At 61.5% G+C, this 15,717-nt stretch carries 11 protein-coding genes; 5 read left to right on the forward strand and 6 right to left on the reverse strand.

Going from position 1 to position 15,717, the window contains the following annotated elements:
* Positions 1-61: 61 nt before the first annotated feature.
* The 5 genes from V6765_RS17500 (at position 62) to V6765_RS17520 (ending at position 7,140) form a co-directional block, all read left to right on the forward strand.
* Positions 62-2,557, forward strand: a complete 2,496-nt coding sequence (locus tag V6765_RS17500; RefSeq protein WP_448431100.1) for a mechanosensitive ion channel family protein — start codon at positions 62-64, stop codon at positions 2,555-2,557.
* A 247-nt stretch (positions 2,558-2,804) separates the two neighbouring features.
* Positions 2,805-3,926 carry a GDP-mannose 4,6-dehydratase gene (gene gmd / locus V6765_RS17505; RefSeq protein WP_448431102.1) on the forward strand — a complete coding sequence of 374 codons (1,122 nt, stop codon included), beginning with the start codon at positions 2,805-2,807 and terminating at the stop codon, positions 3,924-3,926.
* 32 nt (positions 3,927-3,958) lie between these two features.
* Entirely contained in the window at positions 3,959-4,924 is a 966-nt protein-coding gene (gene fcl / locus V6765_RS17510; RefSeq protein ID WP_448431104.1) for a GDP-L-fucose synthase, read from the forward strand.
* 346 nt (positions 4,925-5,270) lie between these two features.
* A complete protein-coding gene (locus V6765_RS17515; RefSeq protein WP_448431106.1) occupies positions 5,271-6,554 on the forward strand; it encodes an OmpP1/FadL family transporter in 1,284 nt (427 codons plus the stop codon).
* Between the two features lie 175 nt (positions 6,555-6,729).
* Positions 6,730-7,140, forward strand: coding sequence for a DUF2147 domain-containing protein (locus V6765_RS17520; protein ID WP_448431108.1), 411 nt, complete (start codon positions 6,730-6,732; stop codon positions 7,138-7,140).
* A 342-nt stretch (positions 7,141-7,482) separates the two neighbouring features.
* On the opposite strand, the gene V6765_RS17525 is transcribed toward V6765_RS17520, so the two are convergent.
* The 6 genes from V6765_RS17525 to V6765_RS17550 all read right to left on the reverse strand — a co-directional run bounded on the left by V6765_RS17525 (position 7,483) and on the right by V6765_RS17550 (position 15,556).
* Complete coding sequence (locus V6765_RS17525) at positions 7,483-7,803, reverse strand: SCP2 sterol-binding domain-containing protein (RefSeq protein WP_448431110.1); 321 nt, start codon at positions 7,801-7,803, stop codon at positions 7,483-7,485.
* Positions 7,804-7,836: 33 nt separating this feature from the next.
* Complete coding sequence (locus V6765_RS17530) at positions 7,837-9,627, reverse strand: acyl-CoA dehydrogenase C-terminal domain-containing protein (protein ID WP_448431112.1); 1,791 nt, start codon at positions 9,625-9,627, stop codon at positions 7,837-7,839.
* A gap of 17 nt (positions 9,628-9,644) precedes the next feature.
* A complete protein-coding gene (locus V6765_RS17535; RefSeq protein WP_448431114.1) occupies positions 9,645-11,978 on the reverse strand; it encodes a 3-hydroxyacyl-CoA dehydrogenase/enoyl-CoA hydratase family protein in 2,334 nt (777 codons plus the stop codon).
* On the reverse strand, positions 11,978-13,114 hold the full coding sequence (locus V6765_RS17540; RefSeq protein ID WP_448431116.1) for a thiolase family protein: 1,137 nt from the start codon (positions 13,112-13,114) through the stop codon (positions 11,978-11,980). Before V6765_RS17540 ends, V6765_RS17535 begins: the two co-directional genes overlap by 1 nt.
* Before the next feature lie 229 nt (positions 13,115-13,343).
* Positions 13,344-13,739 (reverse strand): MerR family transcriptional regulator, encoded by a 396-nt coding sequence (locus V6765_RS17545; RefSeq protein WP_448431118.1) that lies wholly within the window; start codon positions 13,737-13,739, stop codon positions 13,344-13,346.
* A 47-nt stretch (positions 13,740-13,786) separates the two neighbouring features.
* Entirely contained in the window at positions 13,787-15,556 is a 1,770-nt protein-coding gene (locus V6765_RS17550) for a long-chain-fatty-acid--CoA ligase (protein ID WP_448431120.1), read from the reverse strand.
* Positions 15,557-15,717 lie beyond the last annotated feature (161 nt).

Raw genomic sequence — 15,717 nt, forward strand, 5'->3', positions numbered from 1 at the left:
GGAACCGGTCGTGATTTGGGAAGCAAAAGGAGGCCAGATCGCTGTTGCAGAAAGCAGTTCCATGCGCGAAATGACGCGATCGCCGCTTTTGACTATGCGCTTGTTGCTGCTGGGCATCGGCCTTTTTCTGCTGAACGGCTTTTCGACGGCGACGCTGGCGGCCGCGCCGGACTGGACGGGCGCGTGGGATTCGCGCTGGTTCGACGGCGGCGCGCGTGTCTACATGCAGCAAACCGAAAACCATGTGACCGGTCGCTACCCTGCCTACAGAGGGCGGCTGGAAGGCGAAGTCGAAGGCAACCGGCTGACGGGAACATGGAACACGCCGAAGGCCAGCGGCTCGTTTGAGTTCGTTCTCTCCGAAGACGGAAAAAGCTTTATCGGCCGTTTGGGCAACAAGCAGTGGTGGACGGGATCGCGCATCCTCCCGGGCCACGACACGGCGCTCAGGGCTTTCCAGTCATCGCCCGCGGAAACGCTGCGGACCTTCCTGATTGCGGCGGAAGCGCTGCAAAGCGGGCGGCTCGAATATCAGGACGATCTTCTTTCGCTTCTGATCTTTCCGGAAGGCGGGCGGGAAAACCATGGACGGGAACTGGCGCCGCTTGCGCTGCTTCTCGACCAGTTCACCGTCGATCCGCATATTTTTGAAAGCGAGGCGCCGGAGGGCAGCGAAGCGGAGATCACGCTGACGCGCTATGACGGGCGGACGCTTACGCTGCGGTTCCGCCGTGCAAATCAGGACTGGTTCATGATCGCCCCGCCGGCTGCCGAGGTGAAGAGCCTGCTGGCCGAAATATCGGCGCAGACGCCGTCGGCCGTGCATACCGGCGGCCATTTCGACGGCTCCACGCCGCGCGCGGCGATGGAAAGCTTCATCGACGCCATGCGCGCCGGCCCTGCCATGCAGGACACCGCGATTGCCGCCCTGGATCTTTCCGAGATGCCGCCGGTGGTGCGCGATCGCCAGTCGGTGCTGGTCGCGGAATATCTGAACGAGGTCATCGCGCGGATAGGCGAAGTCGTATTCCAGGAAATTCCGAACGACCCGAGTTCACGAGAGCCGTTCATCTATTTCGTGCACCCGGCCGGCGACATCGTTCTGGCCCCGACCGAGACCGACGACGGAGTCAGGTGGAAGTTCACGCCCGAGACGATACGCACCATACGCTCGCTCTATGCTGCGACGGAAGACCTGCCGCAGGCAACGCGCATCCTGCCATATGACGCCCATTCCGAGGCGCTCTATTTCCGCATCCGCGCCTGGATATCGGGACTGACCCCAGAATGGCTTCAGCCAATCGGTCCGCTTGAAGCCTGGCAATGGCTGAGCCTGCTGGCGCTTATCATCATCGCGGTGCTTGCCAGTGTCCTGACTGGCATAATCCTGCTGCTGCCGCAGAGGCTTTTCCGGCGCAACAGCCAGATTTCCAACAGCGCATATCTGGCGATATGGGGCATAAGGCTTCTGGTCTTCGGCGTCATCAACTATATCGGCTTCGCGGTGCTTGGCTTGCCTTCCGAGTTTGGCGGCACCATCAAATCGCTGGCCGTTCTGACGATCATTGTCGGCTCGGTGCCGCTGTCGTTCTGGCTTGTCGACCGGTTCCGCAACATCGTCTCCAATGCCGGCCTGATCACCCCGCGCGGCGAATTTCTCGCCACCTTGCTCGTCGGCGTGGTCAAGGTCCTGATCGTATGCGGGAGCGTACTGCTGTTCGCGGAAGCGCTCAGAATTCCTTATGGCGCCGCTGTTGCTGGCCTGGGCATCAGTGGCATTGCAATCGCGTTCGCCGCGCGCTCGACGCTTGAAAACGTGATCTCCGCCTTTATCCTGTTCATTGACCGGCCGGTTGATGTCAACGATCTCGGCCGGTTCGACGGCCGGATAGGAACGATCGAGCATGTCGGCCTGCGCGCCACTGTCGTGCGCACGCTGGAGCGCACGCTGATTACCATTCCCAATTCGGACTTCATGAGTTCCGATATCGAGAATTTCACACGCCGTGACAGCATTCTGATGCGCCGGACCTTTGCGCTGCGCCCCGAGACCGGCCTTGATCAGCTGCGTTATGTGCTAACCGAAATCAGGCGGCTTCTGATTGCCCACCCCCGCGTGCTCAAGGAGCCCGCCCGCGTACGGTTGCTCGGCATTTCCGAAAACCGCGTCGAGTACGAGATATTCGCCTATGTCAACACGGTCGATTATTCCGAATTCCTGGCCATTCAGGAAGATATCATTCTCAGGATGATGGAACTTGTTGCCAAGGCGGGTACAGATTTCGCCTATCCGGCACAGACCCTTTACATGGCGCGTGATCACGGTATCGACAGCGAAAAGGGCGCCGAGGCGGAAGAGCAGGTTTCGGGATGGCGACAGTCCGGCGACCTGCCCTTCCCCAACCTCACGGTCGATGAGGTGAACACTCTAAAAGACAGCCTTGACTTTCCGCCGGAAGGCGCACCGCCGGAAGAGCAGCAGTTTCACCCCGCAGGCCCTTCCACTGCGCCCGCCCGCACCCGCCGCTTCCGCATTTTCGGGTTGGGTCGAAGATAGCAAGATCACACCGCAACAATAGCGTCGGCGTTCTTGAAAAACGCAGCACGGCTTACGGTCCCAGTATCCAAGCGATCTGGCGTAGGCCAACATCCAGTGCAATGACAGCAGCATAGTGTATGTTGCTGCACGTCGTCTGACCAGATTCGACCCTGATGACAACTACGGCACTTGGGTTTACCAGAGTCTCGCGTTGCGAAACGATCGCGGCTAACATGGTTGTCAAAATCGGTTAAAGAGAGACGAATTGACAAAGAAGGCTTTGATAACCGGGATTACCGGTCAGGACGGTTCCTACCTTACGGAATTGCTCCTGGAGAAGGGCTATGAAGTGCATGGCGTCAAGCGCCGCGCCTCGTCGTTCAACACCCAGCGCATTGATCATCTCTATGAGGATCCGCATGTTTCGAACCCGCAGCTCAGGCTGCATTACGGCGATCTGTCGGACACCTCCAACCTGACCCGCATCATCCGCGATATCGAGCCGGACGAGGTCTATAATCTCGGCGCGCAATCCCACGTCGCGGTGTCCTTCGAGGCGCCGGAATATACCGCCGATGTCGACGCGATCGGCACGTTGCGGCTCCTGGAGGCGATCCGCTTTCTCGGGCTGGAGAACAAGACGCGGTTTTACCAGGCTTCCACGTCGGAGCTTTACGGCCTCGTGCAGGAAACGCCGCAGCGCGAGACCACGCCGTTTCACCCGCGCTCGCCCTATGCGGCCGCCAAGCTCTATGCCTACTGGATCACGGTCAACTATCGCGAGGCCTATGGCATCTATGCCTGCAACGGCATCCTGTTCAACCATGAGAGCCCGCGCCGCGGCGAAACCTTCGTGACCCGCAAGATCACCCGCGGCCTCGCCAACATCGCGCTGGGGCTGGAGCCATGCCTCTATATGGGCAATATCAGCTCGCTGCGCGACTGGGGTCATGCGAAGGATTATGTCCGCATGCAGTGGATGATGCTGCAGCAGGACAGCGCCGAGGACTTCGTGATCGCCACCGGCAAGCAGTATTCGGTGCGCGAATTCATCACCTGGGCGGCCTCCGATCTTGGCATCACCATCGCCTTTTCCGGATCCGGCGTTGACGAGGTCGGCACGGTGGAATCGGTGATCGGCGACCTTGCGCCCAATGTGAAGCCGGGCGATGTAATCGTCAGGATCGATCCGCGCTACTTCCGCCCCGCCGAGGTTGATACGCTGCTCGGTGATCCGACCAAGGCGAAGGAAAAGCTCGGCTGGGTGCCCGAAATCACCGCCCGCGACATGTGTCGGGAGATGGTGGTCGAGGATCACAAGGCCGCGCGCCGCTATGCGCTTTTGAAGGCGCATGGCCTTGACCTGCCGGTCAGCCTCGAAGGCTGAGCCGTCCTCATTGGAAAACCAGAGAGGGTTTCATGTCCTTCGATATCGCGGGAAAGAAAATCTGGGTCGCCGGCCATCGCGGCATGGTCGGCTCCGCCATCGTGCGCAGGCTGGCGCGCGAAAACTGCGAGGTGATCACCGCCGGGCGCGACACCGTCGACCTGAAACGGCAGGTCGAGGTCGAGGCGTTCATGGCCGACGCGAAGCCCGATGCCGTGGTGATGGCCGCCGCCAAGGTGGGCGGCATTCTCGCCAACGACACCTATCCGGCCGATTTTCTCTATGACAACCTGATGATCGAGGCGAACATTTTCGAGGCCGCGCACCGGAACAGCGTCAACCGCTTCCTGTTCCTCGGATCATCCTGCATCTATCCGAAATTCGCCGAACAGCCGATCCGCGAGGACGCGCTGCTCACCGGCCCGCTGGAGCCGACCAATGAATGGTATGCGATCGCCAAGATCGCCGGCATCAAGCTCGCCCAGGCCTATCGCCGGCAGCATGGCCGCGACTATATCTCGGCGATGCCGACCAATCTCTATGGCCCGGGCGATAATTACGACCTGAATTCGAGCCACGTCATGCCGGCGCTGATCCGCAAGGCGCATGAGGCCAAGGCGTCGGGCGCCAAGGAGATCGTGGTCTGGGGCACCGGCACGCCGTTGCGCGAATTCCTCCATGCCGATGACTGCGCCGACGCGCTGGTCTTCCTGCTGAAGAATTATTCCGGGGAAGAGCACGTCAATGTCGGCTCCGGCACGGATATCTCGATCCTCGACCTGACGAAGCTGGTCTGCAAGGTGGTCGGCTTTGAGGGCGAGATTGTCCATGACCTTTCCAAGCCCGACGGCACGCCGCGCAAGCTGATGAGCGCGGACAAGCTGAGCGCCATGGGCTGGACGCCGAAGATCAGCCTTGAGGACGGTATCCGCGATGCCTATGACGCTTTTCTCGGCGGGATTTTTTCCGAGCGGACGTCCGCCGAAAACTCTCATTGATCATTATTCAGAATCAATTCCACGGGTCGGGACGTGGCGGACTGTTCACGATGCCCCAGCCTTTGAGGTTGCTGCGCGCGAAAATACGCCGGCGCTTCAGCCACCGCGAGAATGTGACGCTGGTTTGAGTCCACAAAATCGACAGTCGTAATGTTGCCGGAGCAGGCGCGCCAGCATGAGTGCGTATGCTATCTGGCGCGCAAAATGTGTGACCATTCGGCCACAGGCTGGGAAATTCATACCCTCCCTTCCTTATTAGGATATTGCATTACCTTAACGTCATATATCTTTCCAATTGGGACGAGGAGCGAAGAGCGTTCCGGTTTAGCGTGAGGAGGAGCAAGCGATGAACAAATCCAGCCGAATACATCTTCTAATGCTTGGCGCAGCAACGGTATTGTGCGCGGGAACGGCATCCGCCGGCTCGTTCGCGTTGCGTGAACAAAGTGCGGTCGGTCAGGGACAGGCCTTTGCAGGCGCAGCCGCCGGACAGGCCGCGTTGGGCTCGATGTACTGGAACCCGGCGACGATGGCCGCCTTTGACGGATTTCAGGTCGAAGTCGACCTTTCGGGCATCTTCCCCTATTCCGACATCACCCCGACAAGCGGCACCGCACCGGCACTTCTTCTTCTGGGCGGCACCGGTTCGACCGGCGATATGGCGCTCGATGCGGCGCTGCCGGCCGGCTATGTGAGCTATCAGGTCAGTGACGATGTCTGGATAGGCCTGGGCCTCAACACGCCCTTCGGTCTTGAGACGAAGAATCCGTTCAACTATTCCGGCCAGATTTACGCCCGCACCTCGGAAGTTCTCAGCTACGACATCAACCCGACCATTGCCTGGCAGGTCAATGACTGGCTGGCGATCGGCGGCGGCATCGAGGCGATGTATTTCAAGACCCGGCTGACGCAGGCGATGAGCCCGTTCCCGGGTGCGCCCTCGGCCGAACTTGAAGGCGATTCCTGGGGCGTCGGCTTCACGCTCGGCTTCACGCTGACCCCGATGGACGGCACGGTGATCGGCGTCGGCTATCGCTCGCAGATCAAGCAGAACCTCGAAGGCCATCTCGATCTCGGCGCCATGATGGGACCGCTTCCGCCGGGCTCCTATCCGGTGAAGTCCGACCTCACCCTGCCCGATCAGATCACGGTCGGCCTCAGCCAGGCGCTTACCGATCAGCTGACCCTGAATGCCGGCTTCGAATGGACCCACTGGAGCGTCTTCGACAATTTCCCGGTCTACGGCACGTCCGGCTTCACCAATGGCATGCAGCTTACCGATCTGCCGTTCGAATATGATGACGGCTACTATCTCTCCGTCGGTCTCGAATATGCCATGAACGAGCGGTTCACGGTGCGCGGCGGCGTCGGCTATGAATGGTCGCCGATCTCGACCACCAACCGCGACCTGCGCCTGCCCGACAGCGATCGCGTTCACGCCTCGATCGGCGGCACCTATAGCTGGAATGACAAGCTGTCGCTCGACTTCGCCTATGAGCACATCTTCACAACCGGCGACACCGACATCCAGCTCGACGCCAACAATCCGCATTACGCGGGTCTCGCCTTCTTCGGCGACGTCGATGCGAACGTCAATATCGTATCGGCCAGCCTGCGCTATCGCTTCTGAGGCTTACAGCAATTCCAGGTGAAGTGGACACCGGTTCCCCGTCCGGAATTGCGTAAAAACAAAGAGATAGCGCCGCTCCCGGCTGAAACCGGGGGCGGCACGGCCTGTGACGGATCCTGAGGAGGAATGCGCCGCACCGGCCGACGGTCCGGACACACGAAACGGGAGGAGTTTCATGATCAGAAAAGTTCTCGGCGCTGCACTCGCAGCAAGCCTGATGACGGCCTCAATGGCCGCCGCCGCCTCGCCGGACGGCAAATGGCTGACGGAAAGCGGCAAGACACAGGTCCAGATCGCGCCTTGCGGCGGCAATTACTGCGGCACAATTGTCTGGCAGAAAACCCCGTCGAACGACGTCAAGAACCCCGATGCCGCAAAGCGCAACCGCCCGCTCGTCGGGACTGAGATGCTCTCAGGCCTCTCGGCGGATGGCGACAATGCGTGGAAAGGCAAGCTCTACAATTTCGAGAACGGCAAGACCTATACCGGCAAGATGGCGCTGACAGACCCCAACACGCTGAAGCTCTCCGGCTGCATCATGGGCGGCGTGATCTGCAAGAGCCAGACCTGGCGCCGGACGAAGTAGCAGGACAAAAACAGACGACCGGCCGCCGAAAGGCAAGGCCGGTCGCGCAAGATCGAGGCAGCGCCCTGAACAGGCGCTGCCTTCTGTTTGTTGCCAAACCTTATCCTATTTTACGGGCGTCATCCTCGGCCCTGTGCCGAGGATCTAACCACCGCTCCCCACGAGCGGCGTTGGCGGACCGTAATAGACTGTTTTGAATTCGTCTGAGACGCCTGTCGTTTTGAGACGTGCTTAGACCCTCGGGACAAGCCCGAGGGTGACGAAGGAGAGCGGGGCGAGCTTTGTCAGCAGCCTGGAGGCAAACGCCCTGAACAGGCGCTGCCTTTCGTGTTTCAGGCTGCCTTAGGAGGCCTCCTCCAGAAGGCCCGCGAGTTTCAGCGCCACGCCCTGGGAGCCGCGCACCTTCAGACGTCCGGTCGAAAAGGCCAGCATCGGGTTCAGCTTCCCCTTGATCAGCTTTTCGAGATTGTCGGAGGTGAGGATGAGCACGGTATCAGCCTCGGCCTCGCCGCTCTCATCCTCTTCGATCTCGACATCGCCATCCGTGGCATCGAGCAAGATCGACCCGGCATCCTTCATGTCGAAGCGGACCCGGTAGCCCAGCTCCTCGAGCGCACCGGACTTTGCTTCCATTGCCGCGATAAGCGCGCCGATCTCAGCCATTGTCGTTCCTTTCCTGTTCGACGCTCCGCCGCATCAAAACGCCATCTCGTCGAGCGCCATCATCGCGGACTTGCCGGAGCGGATCGCGGCGACGAGGCCGGCCGCCTGCGGCAGGATGCGGGTCATGTAGAAGTTCGCGGTGACGAGCTTGGCCTTGTAGAACTCGGGATCGTCGCATTCGCCGTCGAGCGCGGCATGGGCGACCTTGGCCGTCCGCAACCACATCACGCCGAGCGCGACGAGGCCAAAGAGACGCAGATATTCGGTCGCGGCCGCACCGGCCTCTTCCGGGTCCCTCAGGCTCTTCTGGGCGATCTCGGCGGTGCAGAGCTGCAGCCCGCCAAAGGCCTTCGAGAGCGGCTGAACCAGATCGGAAAGCCGGTCGTCATCGATCGCGGCATCGATCTCCGCGAGCGCGGGATGGAAGAACGCGCGCAGATAGCGGCCCATATGCGCCGGCATCTTGCGGCCGACGAGATCGAGCGCCTGCACGCCGTTGGTGCCCTCGTAGATCATCGAGATGCGGCTGTCGCGGACATATTGCTCCATGCCGTGATCGCGGATGAAGCCGTGGCCGCCATAGACCTGCATGCCGATCGAGGCGGTTTCAAAGCCGAGATCGGTGAACAGCGCCTTGACGATCGGGGTCATCAGCGCGGTGAAGTCTTCCGCTTCCTTGCGCGTTTCCGGATCGGGGTGGTGCTTCATCATGTCGAGATTGCGCGCCACCCAGCCGCCAAGCGCGCGGCAACCTTCGACATTGGCGCGCATGGTCATCAGCATGCGGCGAACGTCGGGGTGGACGATGATCGGGTCGGCGGGCTTGTCCGGGTGCTTGGCGCCGGCAAGCGAACGGCCCTGCAGCCGCTCCTTGGCATAGGCGACGGCGCCCTGATAGGCCGCTTCCGCAGCACCCAGCCCCTGGATGCCGACCGACAGCCGCTCGCTGTTCATCATCGTGAACATGGCGCGCATGCCCTTGTGCGGCTCGCCGACCAGCCAGCCGGTAGCCTCGTCGAACGACATCTGGCAGGTGGCGGACGCCTTGATGCCCATCTTGTGCTCGATGCCCGAGCAGGTCACGCCATTGCGCTGGCCCGGCGTGCCATCGGCATTGGGCAGGAATTTCGGCACCAGAAACAGGCTGATGCCCTTGACGCCCTTCGGGGCATCGGGAAGGCGCGCCAGCACCAGATGGATAATGTTTTCGGTAAGATCATGCTCGCCGGCGGAGATGAATATCTTCGAACCGGTGATCTTGTAGGAACCGTCATCCTGCGGCTCCGCGCGGGTCCTCAGCAGGCCGAGATCGGTACCGCAATGGGCCTCCGTCAGGCACATCGTGCCCGACCATGTACCCTCGACCATTTTCGGCAGATAGGTCTGCTTCAGCTCCTCGCTGGCATGGTCGACGATCGCCTGATAGGCCCCGTGGGTGAGGCCCGGATAGAGGCCGAAGGAGAGGTTGGCCGCGCAGCTCATTTCCTCCACCAGCTTGTTGATGGATTCCGGCAGGCCCTGTCCGCCCCATTCCGGAGCAGAGGCCATCGCCGTCCAGCCGCTTTCGGCAAACGCCTTGTAGGCTTCCTTGAAGCCTTTCGGCGTGCGTACGACGCCGTTTTCCAGAACGCAGCCTTCCTCGTCGCCGGTCGCGTTCAGCGGCAGCAGCACTTCGGTGCAGAACTTACCGGATTCCTCGAGAATGGCTTCGGCCAGGTCCGGCGTGACCTCCTCGAGACCGGGAATCTCGGGGTAATCGCCGATGCCGATCAGTTCCTGCAGAACGAAACGCATGTCCCGGATGGGCGCATTATAGACTTGCATGGTTTTCGTCCTCTTTCCTAGTTTCTCAAGGGTTTGCCGGTTTCGATGACGCTCTCGAACCGGTCGAGCGTCTTTTTGGTCTTCACGAGACGCATGAAGCTTTCGTGTTCCAGTTCGAGAATTGTGTCCTCATCCACCGGGTCAATGATGTCGGTGTCTCCGCCGGTCAAGACGGTAGCGAGCTCGCGCGCCACCGTCAGGTCGTGCGGGGTGGCGATCCCGCGCCGGGCAAAGCCCTCGGCGGCCATTTCCAGAGCGATCTTGCCAGATGGGCCGGGCAGCACGATCTCCTGCGGTTCCGGCGGTTGATAGCCATCGACCATGGCAAGCGCCCGCGCCTTGGCATCGGCCAGAAGCCGGTAGCGGTTCATGGTCACGCCGTCATCCTTGCCGAGGAAAAGGAGTTCCCGCGCCTCCTCGGCCGACTTGGCAACCGTCGCGGTCGACAGCATTTCAAAAACCTTGGCCGTTGCCGGCATCGGGCCCTTCGGGGCTGCCGGATTGTTCTGCCAACGGGTCAGCATTTCCCGGCATCCGCCCCAGGCCGGCACCAGGCCAACGCCGCATTCCACGAGGCCGATATAGGTTTCGGCATGCGCCTGCACCGCATCGGAATGCAGCACGATCTCGCAGCCGCCGCCAAGCGCCATGCCGGAGGGTGCGGCAACCACGGGGAACGGCGCGTATTTCATCTTGCGATAGGTGGCCTGACCGTTGCTGACCAGTTTCTCGATCTCGCCCCAGGCGGCGATATTGGCGGCAAACAGCGCGAGGCCCAGATTGGCGCCGACCGAGAAATTGGTGCCCTCATTATAGATCACCAGCGCCTTGTAGTTTTTCTTCACAAGCCCGATGGTCTTGTCGAGCAGCGTCATGATCTGGTCGTCCATGGCATTGGCCTTCGAGGTGAACTCGAAGCAGACAACGCCGTCGCCGATATCCCAGGCCGAGGCCGAACCGTTCTTCAGAAGCGGCTTGCTGACGCGCTTGATATCCTCGAGCATCAACACGCCCTCGGGACGCTCGATATCGCGGTAGCTGCCATCCGGCTGGAGAGCCTGACGCTTTCCGTCCTCGATGCGGTAGAAGGTGCGCTCACCGACCTTTTCAAGGAGGTCCGGGACAGGAATATTTTCCTCACGCATCCGCGCAACCAGCCACGGCGCGCCGATCATGTCGATCAGTTCGAACGGTCCCCAGCGCCAGTTGTAGCCAAGCCGCATGACCTCGTCGATCGCGGCGATATCATCGGCGGCGTCGCCGACAAGGCTTGCGGCATAGGAGAGCGTATTGGCCATAACGCCGAAGGCATAGCGGCCGATCGGGCCGTCGATCTCCATCACCTGGCGCGGCTTGCGCGCCGCCTTCAGTTCGGGGCTCTCGACCTTTGCGGACGTGCTGTAGCGGCCGCTGCCGAGATCGATCGCCTCCTTGATCTTCCGGCCGCCCTCGCGGTTCAGTCGGTAGAAGCCGCCCTTGCCCTTGCGGCCGGTATAGCCGTCGGCGATCATCTGGTTGACCAGCGGAAGGTCGCGGTTGGTCGCGTGGAACATGTCGCCGTCCGGCAACGCGCTCTTCAGGCTTGCGCCGATATGCGGCATCAGGTCGAGGCCGACCAGATCGATCAGGCCGAAAATGCCGGTCTTGGGTATGCCGAAGGGCTTGCCCATCACGGCGTCGGCCTCTTCCACCGTCAGCCCCTCTTCCATGGCCTTCAGCACGCCAAGCTGGATCCAGGTGACGCCGAGGCGGTTGGCGACGAAGCCGGGACGATCGTTGCAGACGACAACGCTCTTGCCGAGCTTGCGGTCGGCGAAATCGGTGACGGCCGCGGCGAGCGCCGCATTCGTATCAGGCCCCGTCACCAGTTCCATCAGCCGCATGTAGCGCGGCGGATTGAAGAAGTGGGTGATCATGAAATCACGGACGAACGCCTCCGGCATGCCCTCGACTAGGCGGGCGAGCGGAATGGTCGAGGTGTTCGAGGAAATCGCCGTGCCCGGCTTGCGCACCGCGTCGATCCGGCGATAGAGCGCCTGCTTGACGTCGAGCTTCTCGACCACGACCTCGATGATCCAGTCGACGCCAGCCAGCTTTTCGAGATCGTCCTCGATATTGCCGGTTTCCACCAGTTTCGCGGCCCGTTTCGACATGAACGGCGCGGGATCGGCCTTCTTCATCCTGGCGAGCGCGGTTTCCGCGATCACATTGCGGTTGGCCGCGCTCTCCGGAACGATGTCGAGCAGCAGCACCTTGTGACCGGCATTGGCGACTTGGGCGGCAATGCCCGATCCCATCACGCCGGAGCCGATGACGGCGACCGTGTTGATCTTGAATTCCGTATCAGACATCAGATGCGCTCCAGTATGGTTGCGATGCCCTGACCGCCGCCGATGCACTGGGTGGCGAGCGCATATTTGCCGCCCTCACGCTGCAGCAGCGATGCCGCCTTGCCGACGATGCGCGCGCCGGTGGCGCCAAGCGGATGGCCAAGCGCGATCGCGCCGCCATCGATATTGATCCGGTCTTCGGCAAGGCCGAGATCGCGGATGCAGGCCAGGGACTGGCTGGCGAAGGCTTCGTTGAGTTCGATCACATCCATCGCGCCGGCATCGAGGCCCGCGCGCTCCAGCGCCTTGCGGCTGGCGCCGACCGGGCCGATGCCCATGATTTCCGGCGCGCAGCCGCTGATGCCGACGGAAGTCAGGCGGGCGAGCGGCGTCAGGCCGTTCTTCATCGCATAGTCCTCCGAGCACACCAGCACGGCCGATGCGCCGTCCGTCAGCGGCGAGGAGGTGCCGGCGGTGACCGTGCCGTCTGTCGAGAAGGCCGGTTTCAGGCCCGCCAGCGCCTCGGCCGTGGTTTCGGGACGGATGCAGCCGTCTTCAGAAACCGTTCCGCCCTTCACGCTGATCGGCACGATCTCGTCCTTCAGCCGCCCTTCGCTGCGGGCAGCGGTGGCCTTCTCGTGGCTCTTCACGGCGAAGGCTTCCTGTTGCTCACGCGAAATCTGCCATTTGGTCGCGACGTTTTCCGCCGTGTCGCCCATGCCGATATAGGCGCCGGGCATCTTGGCATAGAGCGCCGGGTTCGGCAGCGGGTTGAAGCCGGTCATCGGCACCCGGCTCATGCTTTCAACGCCCGCGCAGATGAACACTTCGCCGGCGCCGAGCTGGATCTGGCCGGCGGCCATGTGGATCGACTGCATCGAGGAGCCGCAGAAGCGATTGACCGTGACGCCGCCGATCGTCTGCGGCAGATCCGCCATCAGCACGACGAGACGGCCGAGGTTGAAGCCCTGCTCGGCTTCCGGAAAGGCGCAACCGAGGATCAGGTCCTCGATATCCTCCACCTTGACGCCGGTTTTCTCGACCAGCCCGCGCACCACCTGGGCAGCCAGATCGTCCGGACGGACACGGGCCAGTTCGCCCTTTGTGGCAAGAGAAAACGGCGAGCGCTGATAGCCCGCGATGACGACGTTGGTCATGGCATACTCCCAAGAAAGGTGATGTTTTGATTTGAAAATCGATCCGCAAAAGCCCGCGCCTTTCGGCCGTCAGGCACAATGCGGTGTCCGCCGGTTCCCCATGAGCGGGCAACCGACCGTGAAACTGTGGCAGTGATTTCAGAAAACAGGAACGCTGGCATCCGTTTGAAAGGGGCGGAAAAACCGGCGGCCATATGATCGCCCGATGCCCCGGCGCAGCTGACGCGGATCAACTGGCGAGCTTGCCCGCCTTTTGCGCCAGCTGTTCTTCGGTCTCGCGCACGACGGTTTTCAGCTCCGAAAGGGTTAGATCGATCGCAACCTTCTGCTCTTCCAGAAGCTGGATACGCTCGTGCACCGCCCGCAGAAGCGCCGTCAGCTGCTCCTGCTGGGTATGGTCGGCCTTGTAAAGGTCCAGAAACTCCTTGATCTCCTCCAGCGAGAAGCCGAGCCGCTTGCCGCGCAGAATCAGGATCAGGCGTGCCCGGTCGCGCTGCGTGTATATGCGCGTCTTGCCGGCTCGCCCCGGCGTTATCAATCCCTTGGTCTCGTAGAACCGCAAGGCCCGCGGCGTGAGCCCGAGCTCTTCGGCCAACTGGGTCACGGTAAAAAACTGATCCGCCACGTAAAACTTTCTCTTTCCTGAACGATTCACCATAGCGGCCCCCTGACCTACGCGTCAACATGACTGTCTGCCTCCCCGGCCTTGGACTTTTCGCCGTCATGAGAGGCACGACGTTCTTCCTCGATCAATTCCTTTTTCGAAAGCTTGCCGATCATGGTTCGCGGCAGCGAGTCGCGGATTTCGATGTCGCGCGGCAACTCGATCTTGGAGAGGCGTGGAACCAGGAATTCATGCAGTTCCTCGACCGTGACCTGCGCATCCTTGCGCAACGAAACGAAAGCCTTCGGCCGCTCGCCACGATACGCGTCATACACGCCGATGACGATCGCTTCGGCCACCGCATCATGCTCGTACAACGCCTCCTCGATGACGCGGGGATAGACGTTGTAGCCCGAGCAGATGATCAGGTCCTTCAGCCGGTCGACGAGATAGAGATAGCCGTCCTCGTCGAGATAGCCGACATCGCCGGTTCGAAGCGCCCCGTCGCGCAGCACATGGGCAGTCTCGTCCGGACGGTTCCAGTAGCCCGACATGACCTGTGGACCGCGCACCCACAGCTCGCCCTTGACGCCTTTCGGCAGCAGTACGGCCGGATTTTCGGAATCCCGGATTTCCAGCGTCGTCCCGGCCATGGGAAGACCGGCAGACCCAGGACGGCCCGAACTGCCGTCCAGCGGATTGACGGAGACGACCGGCGAGCACTCCGTCAGGCCATAACCTTCCGCGAGCCGGCAGCCGGTCAGCTTTTCGAAATCGATGCGCACTTCATTCGGCAGCGGCGCGCCGCCCGAGATGCACAGTTTGAGCGAACTGAGATTCACCTTGCGCGTCAGCGCAACGGCATTGATCGCGCCATAGATGGTGGGAACGGCCGGGAACAGCGTCGGTTTGCGCCGCTCCATCAGCGGGATCAGTTCATCGCGGTTGAAACGGGGCACCAGAAGCATCGAAGCGCCGATCTCAACCGCATAGAGCATGCAGACGGTCATGGCGAAGACGTGGAAGAAGGGCAGCACGCACATCACCATCTCTTCGCCCTCCACCAGCAGACCGCACTGGTCGCCCTGGTGAACCAGCTGGCGCGCATTGGCGACCAGCGCGCCATGCGACAACATCGCGCCTTTCGGCACCCCGGTCGTGCCGCCGGTATATTGCAGGACGGCGATATCGGACGGGACGGTTTCGATTGCCGGAACGGGCGCGTTTTCAGCATCCCGGATCAGCGCATCGAAGCGCAAGTGTTTCTTATCCTCGGGAATACGCGCCAGGTCGGAGCGCTTGAACAGGCGAAACAGCAACCCCTTCAGCGGCGGCAGAACCTTTGCCATCGGGCAGACGATCACCCGTTTCAGATCCGTCTCGCCGACGATGGGCCCGAGATTCTTGTAAACCGCCTCCAGATCGAGCGTGATCATGAACTCGGTTCCGGAATCACGAATCTGATCGCGAATCTCGCGGCTGGTATAGAGAGGATTGAAGTTGACGACGATGCCGCCCGCCTTCAGCACGGCGAAGAAACCAATGACCGAATAGGGGGAATTGGGAAGGCAGAGCCCGACGCGCGTGCCCTTGCGAACGCCAATGGAGGCAAGCCCGGCTGCAAACCGGTCGGACAAGGCATCGATCTCGCCATATGTCCAGGTTCGGTCAAAGAACTCGACGGCCGTTTTATCGGCGAAGCGCGCGACCGATTCTGCCAGGAAAGCCGTCAGCGTGCCAGCGCTCAGGTTCAAGGCGTCGTCGGCCGCGCCGGTCTCAGCGCGGTTGGGCGGCTTTGCTCCCTCGCTCGGGACTGCAGTATCGAAATCCTCTTGCACGCCTCCTCCTTCTTGCGCGGACACCCTCCTCAAGGCTTCTGTCCGCGCAATTTTCCTTCGACATGACCATTACGATACCCTATAAACGTATACGTCATATTATTCAAGGCCGATATTGACGGGTCCGGCAGAGATCTGGAAAACGGCGTATTTCCATGGTT

The sequence above is a fragment of the Martelella sp. FOR1707 genome (assembly GCF_053484265.1).